Origin of the sequence: Methylohalomonas lacus, from assembly GCF_024808875.1 — a bacterium.
Taxonomy (GTDB): domain Bacteria; phylum Pseudomonadota; class Gammaproteobacteria; order Methylohalomonadales; family Methylohalomonadaceae; genus Methylohalomonas; species Methylohalomonas lacus.
Map to the genome: position 1 here is coordinate 45,714 of NZ_JANUCT010000002.1, position 17,279 is coordinate 62,992.

Below are 17,279 nucleotides of genomic sequence, written 5' to 3' on the forward strand. Positions count from 1 at the left end.
TTGCCAGTCTCGCCCTGGCTGCAGGCGGCCGAATTAGTGGCTGTGCTGGCGTCTGTGCTTCGGTAAAATAGCCTTTTTGCCAGCGCCTCCCGCCAATGTGTGAATTACTGGGTATGAGTGCCAATACGCCGACCGATATCTGTTTCAGCTTTGCCGGGCTGATGCGGCGTGGTGGCCGGACCGGCCCGCATCGGGATGGCTGGGGCATCGCGTTTTACGAGGGTAATGGCAGCCGTGTCTTTCACGATCCGCTGGCCAGCGCGGAATCGGAAATCGCCCGTTTGATCAGTGAGTATTCGATCAAGAGCCGGATTGTCATCTCCCATATCCGTCAGGCCAACCGCGGGCGTGTCTGTCTGGAAAATACGCATCCATTCACGCGCGAGTTGTGGGGACGTAGCTGGACATTTGCACATAACGGTCAGTTGCGCGGTATCAAGCAATATCCGCTGCGTCATTACCGGCCGATCGGCACTACCGACAGCGAATACGCTTTCTGCCTGATGCTCGATCGTATTCGCCGGCGTTTCCCGCAGGCGCCACGCAGCAGCCGCCAGCTGCGGCAATACATCGGCAAACTGGCAACAGAACTGGGGAAACTGGGCATCTTCAATTTTCTGCTCAGCGATTCGCGTGATCTGTTTGCTTATTGCAGCACCTCGCTGTGCTGGATTACCCGGCGGGCACCGTTCGGTCCGGCGCGCTTAATTGATGAAGATATGACGGTGGACTTCAAGGAAGAAACCACGCCGAACGATATCGTCACCGTGATCGCTACGCGGCCACTGACGAATAATGAAGACTGGAACATCATGCAGCCGGGAGAGCTGACGGTGTTCAGGCAGGGTTTGCCGGTAGCTGTTTGAAAACTATTAGAGAAACCGCCAATGAACGCGAATCAAACTCGTATCTCGTCGTTCGTGAAGCGTATCTCGTGGGTGGGGGCAGACTTGACAGGATAGCCCTGGCGGCAAAGTCTCGTTGGATAACGAGATACGAGCGGAAGTTTTACATGATCTATGAGTTAGAGGATAAGTGATATGACGGACAAGAAATTCCGTACGGAAAAAGACAGCATGGGTGAAGTGCAGGTGCCGGCCGATGCGCTGTATGCCGCCCAGACACAGCGCGCGGTCGATAACTTTCCCGTCAGTGGCCTGGCCATGCCGCGTGCCGTCATCCGTGCACTGGGGCTCATCAAGGCAGCCACTGCTGCGGCAAACGCGCGTCTCGGTCTGATGGATCAGGCCATGAGCGATGCCATACAGGCGGCCGCCAACGAGGTTGCCGAAGGTCAGCATGACGCGCATTTTCCGGTTGATATATTTCAGACCGGTTCCGGCACCAGTTCGAACATGAACAGCAACGAGGTGATTGCACGGCTGGCCACGGACAAGCTCGGTGAAACAGTGCATCCCAACGATCACGTCAACATGGGGCAGAGCAGTAACGACGTGATCCCGACGGCCATTCACGTCAGTAGCTGTTTGCTGGCGCGGCAGGCGCTGCTGCCGGCGTTGCATCATCTGGCTGACACGATTGGCGAGCGTGCCGCGGAACTGGCGAATGTCGTGACCACCGGCCGTACGCACCTGATGGATGCGATGCCGGTAACCCTGGGTCAGGAACTGTCGGGCTGGGAAACCCAGGTGCGTCATGGCATCGCGCGCGTCGAATCGGCCCTGATACGGTTGCAGGAATTGCCCCAGGGCGGCACCGCGGTCGGTACCGGCATCAACACGCCCCCCGAGTTCGGCCGCCTGGTTGCCGAGGAACTGCAGCAGGCGACGGGCATTGCCTTCAGCCGCAAGGAGAACCTGTTCGAGGGTCTCAGTTCACAGGACGCGGCGGTCGAGATGAGCGGTCAGCTGAAGACGATCGCCGTCAGCCTGATGAAGATCGCCAACGACCTGCGCTGGATGAACAGCGGCCCGCTGGCCGGGCTGGCCGAGATTGCGCTGCCGAGCCTGCAGCCGGGCAGCAGTATCATGCCGGGCAAGGTCAATCCGGTGATTCCGGAATCCGTGTGCATGGTCTGCGCCCAGGTTATCGGTAACGACACGACCATGACGGTCGCCGGCCAGTCGGGTAATTTCCAGCTTAATGTCATGCTGCCGGTAATTGCATATAACCTGTGCCAGAGCACCGAAATGCTGGCCAACAGTTCACGACTGCTCGCTGACAGCGCCATCGCCGGTTTCACGGTCAATGCAGAACGTCTGCAGGCGGCGCTGGATCTGAACCCGATCCTGGTAACGTCGCTGAATGCGGCTATCGGCTATGAAAAGGGCGCCAGTATCGCCAAGAAGGCGTATGCTGAAGGCCGTCCGGTGAAGGAAGTTGCCCGCGAAATGACCGATTTATCCGAGGCAGAACTGGACCGCCTACTGGATCCGGCGGCGCTGGCCCAGGGCGGTATCGTCTCACAGAACTAATGTGTGGCGCAGCGGTTGCGCATGCGCCCGCACGGGTTTGCCGGTAATACTGGTGGTTGATGGGAGGGTCTACGGAGGTGAGTGTGAAGACAGTGCTGTACGCCGACGATCATCAGTTGTTTGTCGACCGTGTCAGGTCACGTGTCGAACAGGCCGGCTATGCGCTGCTTATCGCCGCCACTGGCGAGCAGGCATTACAGCTGTGCCAGGAAGAGAACCCGGACCTGTTACTGCTGGACAGTAAGCTGGCCGGATTTGATGGCATACGGGTGGTACAGCTGCTGCGCGACGACGGCTACAACAATCCCATCGTTGTACTGGCGCAGGCCGAATCCGAGCAGGAACGCGATCGTGCCATAGCGGCGGGTTGCGATGACTATATTGGCAAAACGACCGATGGCGGCTGTGTTGATCAAATGCTGAAGCGTCACCTGCAGGACGCCAGCGGTATTTTCTGACGCCGGCCAGGTTGTGCCCCCGGCAAACGCGCGGGGCAGTCCTCTCAGGACGCTGCCTGTACTGGCTGGTTTTCCCGGTGACCGTACAGCAGTCCATTGCGGGCATTGTCAAAAATGGCGACGGCAGCGGGATGCTGCAGGCGTCGTTCGGTGGAAACCAGGTAGTAGGATTCGGTGACATCGTCGATGTCGGCGATGCACTCGACCCCATAGCTCGACAGCAGTCGCTGCTTCATGACACTGGGTGCCACGAAAATGCCGGCGCCCGCCTCGCCCAGGTAGCGTTGCAGTGTGCTGTCTTCAAACTCGCCGCTAATGGCCGGTGTGATATCGTTTTTTCTAAACCACTGTTCCAGCGAACGCCGTAGCGGCGCTTCCATCGTCGGTAACAGCAACGGTGCCTTGTCGAGGCATTCTGGAAAGTCTTCCCGATAGAGCCGCGCGTGATCGCTGGCGGCAAAAAACGCAATACCGCTGTCACCCAGATGGTGGTTATAGGCGCGGATATTGCCGCCGCTTTTCAGCGGTGTATCCGCCAGGATTATATCAATACGGTGTAGCGACAGATCGGCAATCAGATCGTCGAACTGGCCGTTACGACAGGTGATGCTGGTATTCTCGAATGCGAACACCGGCTTGATGAATTCGCTGCTCAGCAATGGTGGCATGATGTCGACGATGCCGATTCTCAGCGGCTGGCTGTTGTTCTGCGTGCCGCGTTTGAGCATGTCGGTGAGCTCGTTGCCAAGCTGGAAGATATTGTCCGCGTAGTCGAAAACCATGCGGCCGACATCCGTCAGGATCAGCTTACGGCCGTTACGGTTGAACAGTCGTGCTTCCAGCCGTACTTCAAATTCGCCGATCTGGCCACTGATCGTCTGTGGCGTCAGGTGCAGAACTTCGGCGGCACGGGCGATGGTGCCTTCCCGCGCCACAGTCCAGAAATAATACAGGTGATTGTAATTCAGGGTCCGCATAGCTACATCTTGCGTAAAAGACAGACGGGCAGGGCCGCGATTTGGACTTCGCACGTCAATATCGTACAAACGCCCCTGCTCGAATATTTGCGACCGGTGTGTTCGGGGGAAGTTCAGAACAGAACAAACAAAAACGGGTCTCCGCAGGGAGACCCGTTTTCATGTGCCGATTTCGGGGTTGTTCAGCTTCGCTTCAGGCAGCCAGCTGACGCAGTACGTAGTGCAGGATGCCGCCGTTGTTGAAGTACTCCCACTCCTTCGGCGTATCGACCCGGACATTGGCCTGGAAGCGCTTCTCCTCGCCGTTGTCGGCTTTAGCAATGATGGTCACTTCCTTCGCCCCGGTTTCCAGACCCTCGATGTCGAAGGTCTCGCTGCCAGTCAGGCCCAGACCTTCCGCGCTTTCGCCGTATTTGAAGGTCAGCGGCAACACGCCCATGCCGACCAGGTTGGAACGGTGAATGCGTTCGAAGCTTTCCGCCAGAACCGCACGGCAGCCCAGCAGCTTGGTGCCCTTGGCCGCCCAGTCACGCGACGAGCCGGTGCCGTACTCCTTGCCGGCGATGACGATCAGCGGCACGTTGTCGCTCTGGTATTTCATCGCCGCGTCGTAGATCGACATTTCCTCGCCGCTCGGTATGTGCTTGGTCACGCCACCCTCGGAACCCGGCAGCAGCTTGTTACGCAGGCGGATGTTGGCGAAGGTGCCGCGCATCATGACCTCGTGGTTACCGCGCCGCGCACCGTAGGAGTTGAAGTCCTTCGGCTCGACGCCGTTGTCGGTCAGGTATTTGCCGGCCGGGCTGTCGACCTTGATCGAACCGGCCGGGGAAATGTGGTCGGTGGTGATGGAATCGCCCAGCAGCGCGAGCACGCGGGCACCGGTGATCGGCTCGAAATCTTGCGGCTCTTTGCCCATGCCCTCAAAGTAGGGCGGGTTCTGTACATAGGTGGACTTGCTGTCCCAGTTGTACAGATCGGATTCCGGCACATCGAGACTGTTCCAGCGTTCGTCGCCCTTGAACACCGTCGCGTAGCTGGACTGGAACATGTCCGAATCGATGGCCGCGGTAATGGCTTCCTGGATTTCACTCTGGGTCGGCCAGATGTCCTTCATGTAGACATTGTTACCCTGCTGGTCCTGACCCAGCGGTTCCTTGTTGATGTCGATATCGGCGCGGCCGGCCAGCGCGTAGGCGACGACCAGCGGTGGCGAGGCGAGGAAGTTCATCTGTACTTCGGCATGCACGCGGCCCTCGAAATTGCGGTTGCCGGACAGCACCGAAGCGACGATCAGATCGCCGTCGTGAATGGCCTGGGTAATGCTTTCCGATAGCGGGCCGGAGTTACCGATGCAGGTAGTGCAGCCGTAGCCGGTGACGTGGAAGCCCTGTGATTCCAGATGCGGCATCAGGCCGGACTTGTTCAGGTAGTCGGTGACCACCAGCGAGCCGGGTGCCATGCTGGTCTTGACCCAGGGTTTGCGGGTCAGGCCCTTCTCGTGCGCCTTCTTTGCGACCAGGCCGGCGGCGACCATGACCGACGGATTGGAGGTGTTGGTGCACGAGGTGATGGCGGCGATGACCACGGCGCCGTCGGTCAGATCGTACTCGTTGCCGTCCTCGTCCTTCACCGCGACCGTGCCGACGTGATGCGATTCCTCGGCCGCCACGGCGGTGCCGCCGCCCTCGCCCTCGAAACCGGCGATTTCTTCATTCTGGGTCGGCGCGCCGGCGCGCTGTTCCTGCATCTCGCCCAGATGATGACCGATGGTGGATTTGGCGTCGGTGAGCGCGATGCGGTCCTGTGGCCGTTTCGGGCCGGCAATGCTCGGCACGACCGTGCTCAGGTCCAGCTCCATGGTGTCGGTATAGTCGGCATCGGCGGCGCCGTCCTCGCGCCACATGCCCTGGGCCTTGGCATAGGCCTCGACGACCTTGACCTGCTCATCGGAACGGCCGGACAGGCGCAGATAGGTCAGGGTTTCCTCGTCGATCGGGAAGATGCCGCAGGTGGCGCCGTATTCCGGCGACATGTTGGCAATGGTCGCGCGGTCGGCCAGCGGCAGGTTGGCCAGGCCGTCGCCATAGTATTCGACAAATTTTCCGACCACGCCTTTCTCGCGCAGCATGTTGGTGATGGTCAGGACCAGATCGGTGGCGGTGGCGCCCTCCGGCAGGCTGCCGATCAGCTTGAAACCGATAACCTGCGGGATCAACATGGTGATCGGCTGGCCGAGCATGGCGGCTTCCGCCTCGATGCCGCCGACGCCCCAGCCCAGCACGCCGAGACCGTTGATCATGGTCGTATGCGAGTCCGTGCCGACCAGCGTATCCGGATACGCCTGGGTCTTGCCGTCTTCTTCCTTGGTGAACACGGTACGTGCCAGGTATTCGAGATTGACCTGGTGGCAGATGCCGGTATCCGGTGGCACGACCTTGAAGTTGGAGAATGCCTGCTGGCCCCAGCGCAGGAAGGTGTAACGTTCCTTGTTGCGCTCGAATTCGATCTCGGCATTCTTTTCCGCGGCATTGGCCTGGGCAAAGAAGTCGACCATGACCGAGTGATCGATCACCAGCTCAGCCGGCGCCAGCGGATTGATCTTGGCCGGATCACCGCCCAGCTGCTTCATCGCGTCGCGCATGGCGGCCAGATCGACAACTGCCGGTACGCCGGTGAAGTCCTGCATCAGCACGCGCGCCGGCGAAAAGGCGATTTCCTTGTCCGGTTCGGCCTTGGCGTCCCATTGTGCCAGCGCTTCGATGTCGTTGGCAGTGACGTTGACGCCGTCTTCGGTGCGCAGCAGATTCTCGAGCAGAATCTTCAGAGAATAGGGCAGGCGCGAGACCTTGTATTTGTCTTCCAGTGCCTTGAGGCTGAAGATTTCATAGGTTTTATCGCCGACGTTGAGCGTCGTGCGGGCGTTATAGCTGTTGCTCATGTAGCAGCTCCACAATGTTGGATCGAAATCAGTGCCCGGTCAGCGCCAGGCTGTCACTTCCAGTTAAACGGGGCACCCGTCGTGGCCATCAGCCCCGGCTCCGTTTCGTTGGCATTACCTGGTTACCGGCGTGAACGGGGTATGGATTTGACGGAACGCGTGCCCGGATGGCGCGGCGGCTTCGTGCTGCCGCGGCCCTCAGCGAGCCGCCTATTATGCTTGATTTGGCCGCCCGGTGACAGGTTTGCCGGTCTTTTTCCTGGCGTTCAGCGCAGGCTGCTGTCGATCCGCGCGCTGCCCAGGCACTCCTCGCCGGCGTAGAGCACTACGTACTGGCCCGGCGTGACGGCGCGCTGTGGCGCGCTGAACGCTACATGGATGCGGCCGTCACCGGCGTCGCTCACGCTGCAGTGCTGGTCCGGCTGTCGGTAACGGGTCTTGGCGCTGCAGTCGAGCGGCAGGCCAGGTGCCGTACCGGCGACCCAGTGCACCTCGGAGGCCAACAGCGCGGTCGAATACAGCAGCGGATGATCCTGGCCCTGGGCGACGGTCAGCACGTTCGTGTCGATATCCTTGGCGACGACGTACCAGGGTGCGTCGGGCATGCCACGCACACCGCCGATATTCAGACCCTGGCGCTGGCCGAGGGTGTAGAACATGACGCCGTCGTGTTCGCCGATGACCTGGCCCTCGGGGGTCTGGATCGGCCCCGGTTTCGGCGTCAGGTACTGACCGAGAAATTCGCGGAACGGTTTTTCACCGATGAAGCAGATGCCGGTGCTGTCCTTCTTGTCATGGGTGGCGAAACCGGCTGCGGCTGCCAGCCGACGGACTTCCGGCTTGCTCAGTTCACCGAGCGGGAACAGTGTGCGTGCGAGTTGCGGCTGGCCAAGCCGGCAGAGGAAGTAGCTCTGGTCCTTGTTCCGATCGACGGCCTTGAGCAGACGGTAGCGGCCATCACGCTCGTCGATGCGCGCGTAGTGGCCGGTGGCGACGCGTTCGGCACCGAGTGCAAGGATATGCTCGACGAAGGCGTCGAACTTGATCGACTGGTTGCAGAGCACGTCCGGGTTGGGTGTATGGCCGGCGGCGTATTCGGCCAGAAAGCGGCTGAACACCGAATCCCAGTAGGCCTGCGACAGGTTGACGGTATTCAACGGGATGTCCAGCTGTTCGCACACGGCCAGCGCGTCGGCGACGTCTGCTTCCGCCGCGCAATAACCGGGCCGGTCATCGCCTTCCCAGTTTTTCATGAACAGCCCCTGCAGGCGGTAACCGCGCTGTTGCAACAGCAATGCGGTGACGGACGAGTCAACGCCGCCGGACAGGGCAACGACGATGGGCGCGGTCTCAGGGCTGGGCACGGCGAATGGACGTGGTCTATTCGGTCGCTGACAGATGCATCAGCATTTCCAGGGAATAGCGCCGGCCGGACAGGTAGTCATCGACACAGCGCGGCACCAGTTCGCTGCGCAGCCGTGTACCCAACTCGGCGATTTCCGCACGATTGAGCCAGAGTGTGCGCAGAATGCCGTCATCGAGCCGGACGTCGCCAGCCGGTGCGCGGGCATTGCCGGCAAAGCAGAAGCGCAGGTAGGTCACACCGACACGCGGGTTCGGGTACAGGTATACGCCGATCAAGGTCTGCGGTTTGAATTCATAGCCAGTTTCCTCGCGTACCTCGCGGCGGGCGGCTTCAAGCAGCGTCTCGCCCGGTTCCAGATGTCCGGCCGGCTGGTTGATGAAGATACCGCCATCGGCTTCTTCCTCGACCAGCAGGAAGTGGCCGTCGCGTTCGATGATGGCGGCGACGGTGACGTTGGGCTTCCAGGGGCGCTCGGCGGCGGACTCAGCAGTCTGGTTCATTCGTGATCGGGTTGTCCGTGTTGATGGGTCGGTACCGCAAGTCGGGCGGAGTGCAAAACATGCCTATTGTCACAATATTCGAACTGCAACGCACGCGGTTGCCGCGACTTACGGCGTCATTTCGGGCAGTAGCGGCGGTGACTGCGGCGCCTGTTGGGTGCGCGTCATCTGTTCGATGACCGGGTCTTCCCAACTGCCGGTAATACGGTATTGGTAGCCAAGCATGCGGTTGATTTGCTTGGGAATGGATTCAAATATCTGCCCGGTCAGGAATATGGCCGCGCCGACGCCGATGCCGATCGGCCCGAACAGGGCGCTGGCCACCGGCAGACTGTCACTGACCTGCGGGACCACGGAAACGATCTGGTCGTAATTGCGTTCCGCCAGGCCGGTGCGACCGGTCACCGTGATCAGTGCGGCCGGCCCCTCCATGGTCAGGTCGCTGGTATAGGCCTGGCCGTCCTCGAGGGAAAAGCTGCCGCGAATGCGGTCAAAGGCAAAGCCCTTGCTGAACAGATCCTCGAAGTCCAGCGACAGGCGCCGCGGCAATGTCTGGATACTGAGCAGGCCGAACAGGCGGCCGGCCTTGGGATCGATATCCAGGAACCGGCCCTCTTCGATGGCAAGATCGAGTGAACCATTCAGACTGGCGAGGCTGAAAGTCATCGGGCTGCCGGGCCAGCTGGCCTGCATGCGGAGTGCTGTCTGGCCGCCAGCGATGGTTTCGTCGGTATAGCCGAAAGTCGACAGCATCTCGCCGATACGCTCGGACTGCAGCTCGAGATTGAATTGTGATCGCGTCGCCCGGGCGGTGTTCTGCCAGGTGCCGTTGCCGCTAATATCGAGCCCGGGCTTGTGGAACCCGATCTCGCGGATGTCGAGTCCGCGCGTCGTCCTGTCGGCTGTCAGCCGGAAGCGGCCGAGATCGGAGTCACCGTAGCGGAAGTCCGCGACGCTGACCTCCAGAGCCGGAAAATCGCGCGGGTCGAAGTTCTGCTCATCGTTGTCGTCGGTGCGTTCCTCGATGGGCTGCAGGTGCAGGCGTTCGAACTCGGCGTTGACCGTGCCGCGGCTCAGATCGGCAGGCAGATCGGCGTGCCCGGCGATCGCCGGGCCATCCAGTCGCAGGCGGCGACTGGCGTCGGCGTTAACCGCGAAAGCCAGCCGCGTATTGTTGAAGCGCTGACCATAAACGGCCAGCGTGTCGGCACGAATATCGATGTCGAAGGGTTTTATGGTTGCGTCGGCCAGCACCGCGGTGTCATGGGCGGCGAGGAAATCCAGCCAGGCATCGACATCCAGTGTGTCCATGCGGCCGTCGATGACAACGCGATTGTCGCTGACGGCCGCGGCCTTGTTGCCGCCGAGGCGAACGGCAAGGCCATCGCCGCTCTGGCGGGCGTTCAGTATGTCGGCGTAATCCAGTGTCAGCCCGGTTACGGCGGCGTCGGTACCGTCCGCCAGTTCCAGCTGCAGCTGCAGTGGCCGTCGCTCGGTCGCCGGCTTGCCCAGCGGCGGTGGCAGATCGAGTGCCATGCCATCCAGGTCACTGCTAATCGACAGTTGTTCCGCCTTGTCGCCGGGGGTGGCGGCCTCGATCTCGAACTGCCAGTAGCTGGCGCCCTGCACGTGTTCGCGTAACAGCTTGGTGGCGGTCGTGCTGTCGGCGATCTTGTCCCGGACTATCCGTTCGAGCAGGTCAACGTCGGCCCGGCCTTGCATGCGCAAGCGTACCGGCGCGTTGTCGCCGGCGGCACGGCTGATGGTCAGATCGACCGGTGTCTCATAGTACGTGGCCCTGAGATCGCGCGAGTCGATCTTGTCATTATTGAAGGCAATGTAGCCCCGGGCCTGTTCCAGCGTCAGGCCCAGGCCGGGTGAAACGATGCGGTTGTCCAGCAGCTCGATCTCGCCGCTGACAACATCCTCGCCTTCCGGAAACAGGGCGACAGCCAGCGCCAGGTCGATATCGAGATCACCGGCCAGTTCCAGATCCAGCAGCCGCTGGATGGCGCCGCGCTCGCGCAGCGGACTGTCCTGCAGGAAGCGGCGTGCATCGGCTGTGCTGCCGCGCGCCTGGCCGTCAATGTTCAGGGTGTGGTCCTCGGCATACAGATCGCTGATCGTTGCCTCAACGTCATGCAGACGCGCGTTGTAGACATCGGCACCCGGTATTCGGACGATGAGCCGGTCGTCATCGATACTCACCTCGCCATCGATGTGATAGATCGGCGGCCACTCCGGGTGGTAGACCATGTTGACGTCGTTGAATTGCGACTCGAGCTTGAATTGCCCCTGGCCGTCTTTGAAGGGGAATTCGTCGAGATCGCCGCGCAGGACCAGGTCGGCGCGGGCCAGACGACCGCTGACCAGCCCGTCGCGCAGCCAGTTCTTCAGCTTATCCTTGGCCGGTTGCGGGATGAAGCGTTTCAGCGGTTCGATATCACCGCCCGACAATGTCGCGGCCAGATCGACGTGCGTGCCGTCGGCACCGTCCAGTTGCAGCTTGCCACGCAGGCTCAGGCGTTGCGGTCGGGTGTCGATATGCAGACCGTCGCTGCGCAACAGCCAGCTGTCGCCAGCGTGCCGGAACCAGTCGACCGTACCGGTGACGCCGATGTCGTTGATCGGCGCCGCAAACAGTGTCGGGTCGGCAATGCCCAGTGTCTGGCTGGCCAGGCGCAGGCGGCCGCGCTGTTCGTTCAGGGCAAACTCGGCACTGATGCCACTGACCCGGTTACGCTGGCTGATGCTGTCGATGCCGACTTCGCTCAGCCGGCCGCTGAGCTGCCAACCGTCCGCTGTCTCGTGCCGGTAAAGCAGCTGCTCGATATGACCATGTGGTTGATTGCTCCCGGTCCAGTCAGCGAGCGTTGTCGCCAGGCGTCCATCCATGCCGGCGAGGCCGATTACGTCCTCAATGGCGAGGTGGCTGACATAGGCTGATTCGACACGCTGCCCCGACGCCGTGCGTTTACCGCTGGCCCGCAGTATCGTTTCCGGCCAGTTGCCGTTCCAGGTCTGCAGGCGGCTGATACGGGCCGCCGCCTGCCAGCTGTCGTCACTGTCGCGTTGCAGGTTGAACATGCCGCTAAACTCGCGAATCAGGTTACTGTTGCCGTGTCCGCGAACCAGTGTGTCTTCCAGTGCCAGCAGGCCGTTCACATGGCTGAGGCGCGCGTTCTGCCACTTGCTCCACAGGCGCACGTCGGCACGGCCGGCGCGGATGTTGATATCCTGCCAGCGGCTGTACTGGGGCCAGGCCGAGGGCTTGATTTTGCGGCCCTCGATATAGATCGTGCCGGCCCAGTCGCTGGTTAACAGGTCGCCGTTGATGTCCATGGCAAAGCGTACGGCGTCGCCGTAGTGCTGTGGCAGCCGGGCGGCGCCATCGATCTGCGTGCGCCCTTGCCAGTGGCGTAGATTGAGCGTGGTGTCGCTCAGTCTCAGCGGCGGCTGATTACCCTGTTCGTCGATTACCAGCAAGCGGGTATCGCGCAGGCTGATCAGGGGCTGGCTGAGCAGCCAGTTGCCGAACTGGCCGGTCTGCTCCGGATTGGTTGTCGACGCGCTATCGAAGCGTTGGTCAGTGAAGCGGAGCAGGCCATCACGGCTGTGGATCAGCTTCAGCCGCGCCCCCGAAATCACCAGAGATTCCGGCATCGGTTGCTGGTGCCATAGGCTGGCGAGGACGGCGAGACGGATATCGGCGCTGGCGAAACCGGCCAGCGGCCGCCCGCCTTCCGGTGCATGCAGGGTTACACCCTTGAGGTGCAGTTGCGGTTGCCAGCCCTGCCACTGGGCACTGACCGCATCAATGCTGACGGGATAGCCGCTGTACTGGCTGACGAGTTGCTCGATATCGGCCCGATAGTCATCAATGCCGGGCAGCAGCAGCCGGACGATGGTCACGGCAACGGCGGCCAGCAGTATCAGGCCGCCGACCAGATACCAGCAGGCATTATAAAACTGACGGATCATGGCTCACTGCAGGTGGTTGTCAGGGGCAGGTAAAGCGTCTGGCCGTACAACGGAATTAGAGCAGCACGATGTCATACTGTTCCTGATCGTAGAGCGTTTCCACCTGGAAAGTAATCGAGCGGCCGATGAACGCCTCGAGTTCGGCGACGCTGGTGGACTCATCGTCGAGCAGCATGTCGACCACCGGCTGCGAGGCGATCACCAGCAGTTTCTTGGCATCGAACTGGCGTACCTCGCGCAGGATTTCGCGGAATATTTCGTAACAGACACTCTCTGCCGTCTTGACGCTGCCGCGGCCGTGGCAGGTCGGGCAGGGTTCGCAGAGAACGTGTTCCAGGCTCTCACGCGTACGTTTACGCGTGATCTGCACCAGGCCCAGCGAGGTTACCTCACTGATAGCGACCTTGGAGTGGTCGCGCTCCAGATGCTTGTCCAGGGTACGCAGTACCTGGCGCTGGTGTTCGGTATCCTGCATGTCGATGAAGTCGACGATGATGATGCCACCGAGATTGCGCAGCCGCAGCTGACGGGCGATGGCATGGGTGGCCTCAAGGTTGGTCTTGAAGATCGTTTCCTCGAGATTGCGATGGCCGACAAAGGCACCGGTATTGATGTCGATGGTGGTCATCGCCTCGGTCTGGTCGATGTACAGGTGACCACCGGATTTGAGTTCCACGCGTCGGCCCAGCGATTTCTGGATCTCGTCCTCGACCGAATACAGATCGAGGATCGGGTGCTCGCCGGTGTAAAGCTCGATGCGATCGACGAATTCGGGGATAAAGCGGCGCGCGAAGTCGGCCAGCCGATCATAGGATTCGCGTGAATCGATGCGTACTTTCTCCGTTTCCGTATCGACCAGATCGCGCAAAGTGCGCATGAACAGCGGCAAGTCTTCATAGATCGTGCCGGGCGCGGTAATGCTGTCGATACGGCCCTGGATGGAATGCCAGAGCCGGCAGAGGAAATCGATGTCCTTGCGGATCTTGTCATCGTTGACGCCTTCCGCCGCGGTGCGCACGATGAAACCGCCATTGTTCAGGACATCGACCGGCGGCAGCCGTGGCTGAATGCCGAGGTTGTCATGATCGCCGACGGCGATCGGTATGACACCGCTCTGGTATTGATAAACCAGACCGCGCAGACGTTCACGTTCGGTTTCGTCCTCGATGCGCTGGGAAATGCCAATCGAGGGCGGGCAGTCGGGAATTAGCACCAGGTAGCGTGACGGAATCGCCAGGCGCGTGGTCAGTCGCGCGCCCTTGCTGCCGATCGGGTCCTTGAGGACCTGCACTAGGACCTCGTCGCCCTCGTTGAGCAGGTGCTCGATCGCCGGTGTCCGTGTCAGGTTACTGGTATTGTCCGGCGCCTCGTCACTGTCGGGGTCGGTCAGATCATTGCGGTGCAGAAAGCCGGTGCGCGCCAGGCCCATGTCGATAAATGCAGCCTGCATGCCCGGTAATACGCGCGATACGCGTCCCTTGTAGATGTTGCCGACGATACCGCGACGTTTGTCGCGTTCGATGTAGACTTCCTGCAGCACGCCGTTGTCGACCACGGCGACGCGTGTCTCCTGTGGCGTGACGTTGATCAGTATTTCCGAACTCATGTGCAATGCCTCAGTAGGCGGCTGCCAGACAACCCTGCTAACCATATCATAATCAAGCGTTTTCCGGTTTGCGGCCGACAGGCGGCCAGGTTGCCTCGCGGCGATATTTTACTCCCCTGAGACGTGGAATTGATTTATTATTGCCGGTTTTTCCGCTGGCCCGGGCGCTGTAACATTGCGCTGCGTGTGCCGGGCAAACAGTCGGCTTTTGTAACAGCAGCCGTGCGATCAGGTCGCCAAATGCGAGCGGCGGCACAATCTCTAGCGAGTCACCACCTGTTCCTTCTCAATTATGACGTCCCGATGCCATCATGTCCCTGAGCCATAAAGTCAATGTTGTTGTGCTGGCGGAGAGCGACGGCGCCGAACTCGAGCCGTTGACCGGTCAGCGCACCAAGTCGGCGGTACCGTTCGGCAGCAAGTACCGGGTTATCGATTTCGCCCTGGCCAACTGTCTGCATTCTGAACTGCGTCGTGTTTTCGTGTTCAGCCAGTACAAATCCCATTCACTGGCGAAGCATCTGCGCGATGGCTGGTCGATATTCAATCCCGAACTGGGCGAATACATCACGCTGGTGCCGCCACAGATGCATGCCGGCAATGCCGGCTACACGGGCAGCGCCAACGCGCTCTACCAGAACCTGTTCATCCTGCGCCGCACCGGCGCTGAGCATGTCCTGGTTCTGCCCGGGGACGCCATCCACCGGATGGACTACGCGGCGCTGCTGGAGCAGCACATGAGCAGCCATGCCGATGTCACTGTGGTCTCGAAGGAAGCCGATCCGACCGATGCCGAGATGCGCCGCGGGCTGCAGCTGGGCGCGGGGCAGCGTATCGAGGCGCTGGTCGACAAGCCGGCCGAAGATCAGCCGGTCATGCTGGACATCATGGCAATCAGGCTGTCGGTACTGGAACAGGTGCTGGCCAGCGATCAGGCAGTCACTGGTCATGATTTGCTGGCCGATGTACTGCCGTTACTGGTGCGTGACTACCAGGTGCGTGCCTACCAGTTCGGTGGCAGCAGCGGCCGGGTCAGCCAGGATCGCTACTGGCGCGACCTGCATTCCATCGATAGTTACTTTGACGCCAACATGGACTTGCTGAAAAGCGAGCCGCCGCTGGACCTGTACCAGGACGACTGGACCATACGCACCTACCAGGCACAAAGCCCGCCGGCACGTACCGTACCGGGGCGTTCCTGTAATGAGGGTATCTTTATCAACTCGGTGGTGGGGGGCGGTACGGTTATCGCCGGTGGCGGCGTCAGCAACAGCATCCTGTTTCCACAGGTGCGGGTGGATGATGCCGCGACGCTGGAACACGCGATCGTCTTCGAGGGGGTGCGGATTGGTGAGCAGGCCCAGTTACGCAACTGCATCATTGACAAGTACGTGCAGATTCCGGCCGGTGAAACGATCGGTGTTGATGCCGAACGCGATGCGGCGCGCTTCACGGTCACGGAAAATGGTATTGTGGTGGTGCCCAAGGGCTATGTTTTTGAATGAGTATCGCTGATGAATGCAACGGCGCCACACGGCAATACGACAGCGGCGGCAGGCGCGCGGCTGGGCGAGGTCATCGCCGCGCTTGAAACGCTGTTGCCCGCCGAGTCGGTGATCGTCGATACCGAGCCGCGCCGGGTCTACGAATGCGATGGCCTGTCCGCCTACCGGCAGTTGCCGGGTTGCGTGGTGTTGCCGAATACGATCGCGCAGGTGCAGGCGGTGCTGCGCCTGTGCCATGAGCACCGCGTGCCGGTGGTCGCGCGCGGTGCCGGTACGGGCCTGTCGGGTGGCGCCCTGCCGATCGCCGAGGGCGTACTGCTGAGCCTGGCGAAGTTCAGCGATATTCTTGAAATTGATCCATTGGCGCGCACCGCCCGCGTCCAGCCGGGTGTGCGCAACATCAGCATCTCCGAGGCCGTCGCCGAATTCGGCCTGTTCTATGCGCCCGACCCGTCGTCACAGATCGCCTGCACCATCGGTGGCAACGTGGCCGAGAATTCCGGCGGCGTGCACTGTCTGAAGTACGGCCTCACCGTGCACAACGTACTCGGCATCAAGTTCATTACCAGCGATGGCGAACTGATCGAACTCGGCGGCCAGACGCTGGACTCGCCGGGGCTGGATTTACTGGCCCTGTTCAACGGTTCCGAGGGCATGCTTGGCGTCATCGTCGAGATTACCGTCAAGCTGCTGCCGCAGCCGCCGGTCACGGAAGTGTTGCTGGCGGCTTTCGATGACGTCGGTGCCGCCGGCAACGCGGTCGCCGCGATTATTGCCGCCGGTATCATCCCCGCCGGCCTGGAAATGATGGACCAGGGCATCACCCGCGCGGCCGAGGACTTCGTTCATGCCGGCTACCCGCGCGATGCCGCCGCGATCCTGTTGTGCGAACTCGACGGCATTGCCGAGGAAACCCGGGCCCAGTTGCAGGCCGTTGAACAGATTCTGCGCGACGCCGGCGCCAGCGATATCCGCGTCGCCGCCGACGCCGCCGCGCGGGCACGCTTCTGGGCCGGGCGCAAGGCGGCATTCCCCGCCAGCGGCCGTATCGCCCCAGACTACTACTGCATGGACGGCACCATTCCGCGCAAGTGCATTGCCGAAGTGCTGGAACGCATCAGCGCTCTGGCGCGCGAACACGAGCTGGAAGTCGTCAACGTGTTTCATGCCGGCGACGGCAACTTGCACCCGCTGGTGCTGTACGACGTCAGCCAGCCCGGCGAGCTCGAGCGCGCCGAGCAGCTCGGCGGCAGAATCCTCGAGGCCTGCGTCGCCGCCGGCGGCACGGTCACCGGCGAACACGGTGTCGGTGTCGAGAAGATCAACCAGATGTGTGTGCAATTCAGCAGCGCCGAGCTGACGCAGTTTCATGCCGTCAAGGCTGCGTTCGACGAACACGGCCTGCTGAATCCCGGCAAGGCAGTGCCGACCCTGAACCGCTGTGCCGAATTCGGCCGCATGCATGTCCACCACGGCCAGATCAGTCACCCGGAACTGGAGCGCTTCTAGC

At 61.4% G+C, this 17,279-nt stretch carries 11 protein-coding genes; 5 read left to right on the forward strand and 6 right to left on the reverse strand.

Annotated elements, in window-relative coordinates; translation table 11 throughout:
- Positions 1 to 95: 95 nt before the first annotated feature.
- From J2T55_RS01510 to J2T55_RS01520, 3 genes are all read left to right on the forward strand, one after another.
- Positions 96 to 866 carry a class II glutamine amidotransferase gene (locus J2T55_RS01510; RefSeq protein WP_259053818.1) on the forward strand — a complete coding sequence of 257 codons (771 nt, stop codon included), beginning with the start codon at positions 96 to 98 and terminating at the stop codon, positions 864 to 866.
- Between the two features lie 174 nt (positions 867 to 1,040).
- Positions 1,041 to 2,435, forward strand: a complete 1,395-nt coding sequence (locus tag J2T55_RS01515) for a class II fumarate hydratase (protein WP_259053820.1) — start codon at positions 1,041 to 1,043, stop codon at positions 2,433 to 2,435.
- Positions 2,436 to 2,512: 77 nt separating this feature from the next.
- On the forward strand, positions 2,513 to 2,893 hold the full coding sequence (locus J2T55_RS01520) for a response regulator transcription factor (RefSeq protein ID WP_259053821.1): 381 nt from the start codon (positions 2,513 to 2,515) through the stop codon (positions 2,891 to 2,893).
- A 44-nt stretch (positions 2,894 to 2,937) separates the two neighbouring features.
- Here the strand turns inward: J2T55_RS01520 and nhaR are convergent, their stop codons facing one another.
- The 6 genes from nhaR to J2T55_RS01550 all read right to left on the reverse strand — a co-directional run bounded on the left by nhaR (position 2,938) and on the right by J2T55_RS01550 (position 14,264).
- Positions 2,938 to 3,870: a transcriptional activator NhaR gene (nhaR, locus tag J2T55_RS01525; protein WP_259053822.1), complete on the reverse strand. Its 933-nt coding sequence runs from the start codon at positions 3,868 to 3,870 to the stop codon at positions 2,938 to 2,940.
- 193 nt (positions 3,871 to 4,063) lie between these two features.
- A complete protein-coding gene (acnA, locus tag J2T55_RS01530; RefSeq protein WP_259053823.1) occupies positions 4,064 to 6,811 on the reverse strand; it encodes an aconitate hydratase AcnA in 2,748 nt (915 codons plus the stop codon).
- Positions 6,812 to 7,077: 266 nt separating this feature from the next.
- On the reverse strand, positions 7,078 to 8,175 hold the full coding sequence (mnmA, locus tag J2T55_RS01535) for a tRNA 2-thiouridine(34) synthase MnmA (protein WP_259053824.1): 1,098 nt from the start codon (positions 8,173 to 8,175) through the stop codon (positions 7,078 to 7,080).
- Positions 8,176 to 8,191: 16 nt separating this feature from the next.
- Positions 8,192 to 8,677: an NUDIX hydrolase gene (locus J2T55_RS01540; RefSeq protein WP_259053825.1), complete on the reverse strand. Its 486-nt coding sequence runs from the start codon at positions 8,675 to 8,677 to the stop codon at positions 8,192 to 8,194.
- A 108-nt stretch (positions 8,678 to 8,785) separates the two neighbouring features.
- Positions 8,786 to 12,658, reverse strand: a complete 3,873-nt coding sequence (locus J2T55_RS01545) for a YhdP family protein (RefSeq protein WP_259053826.1) — start codon at positions 12,656 to 12,658, stop codon at positions 8,786 to 8,788.
- A 55-nt stretch (positions 12,659 to 12,713) separates the two neighbouring features.
- A complete protein-coding gene (locus J2T55_RS01550; protein WP_259053827.1) occupies positions 12,714 to 14,264 on the reverse strand; it encodes an Rne/Rng family ribonuclease in 1,551 nt (516 codons plus the stop codon).
- Between the two features lie 311 nt (positions 14,265 to 14,575).
- Between J2T55_RS01550 and J2T55_RS01555 the strand changes: the two genes are divergently transcribed.
- Both J2T55_RS01555 and J2T55_RS01560 read left to right on the forward strand, forming a co-directional pair.
- Positions 14,576 to 15,769: a GlgC family sugar phosphate nucleotidyltransferase gene (locus tag J2T55_RS01555; RefSeq protein WP_259053828.1), complete on the forward strand. Its 1,194-nt coding sequence runs from the start codon at positions 14,576 to 14,578 to the stop codon at positions 15,767 to 15,769.
- A 9-nt stretch (positions 15,770 to 15,778) separates the two neighbouring features.
- Positions 15,779 to 17,278 carry an FAD-linked oxidase C-terminal domain-containing protein gene (locus J2T55_RS01560; protein ID WP_259053829.1) on the forward strand — a complete coding sequence of 500 codons (1,500 nt, stop codon included), beginning with the start codon at positions 15,779 to 15,781 and terminating at the stop codon, positions 17,276 to 17,278.
- Position 17,279: the final 1 nt, after the last annotated feature.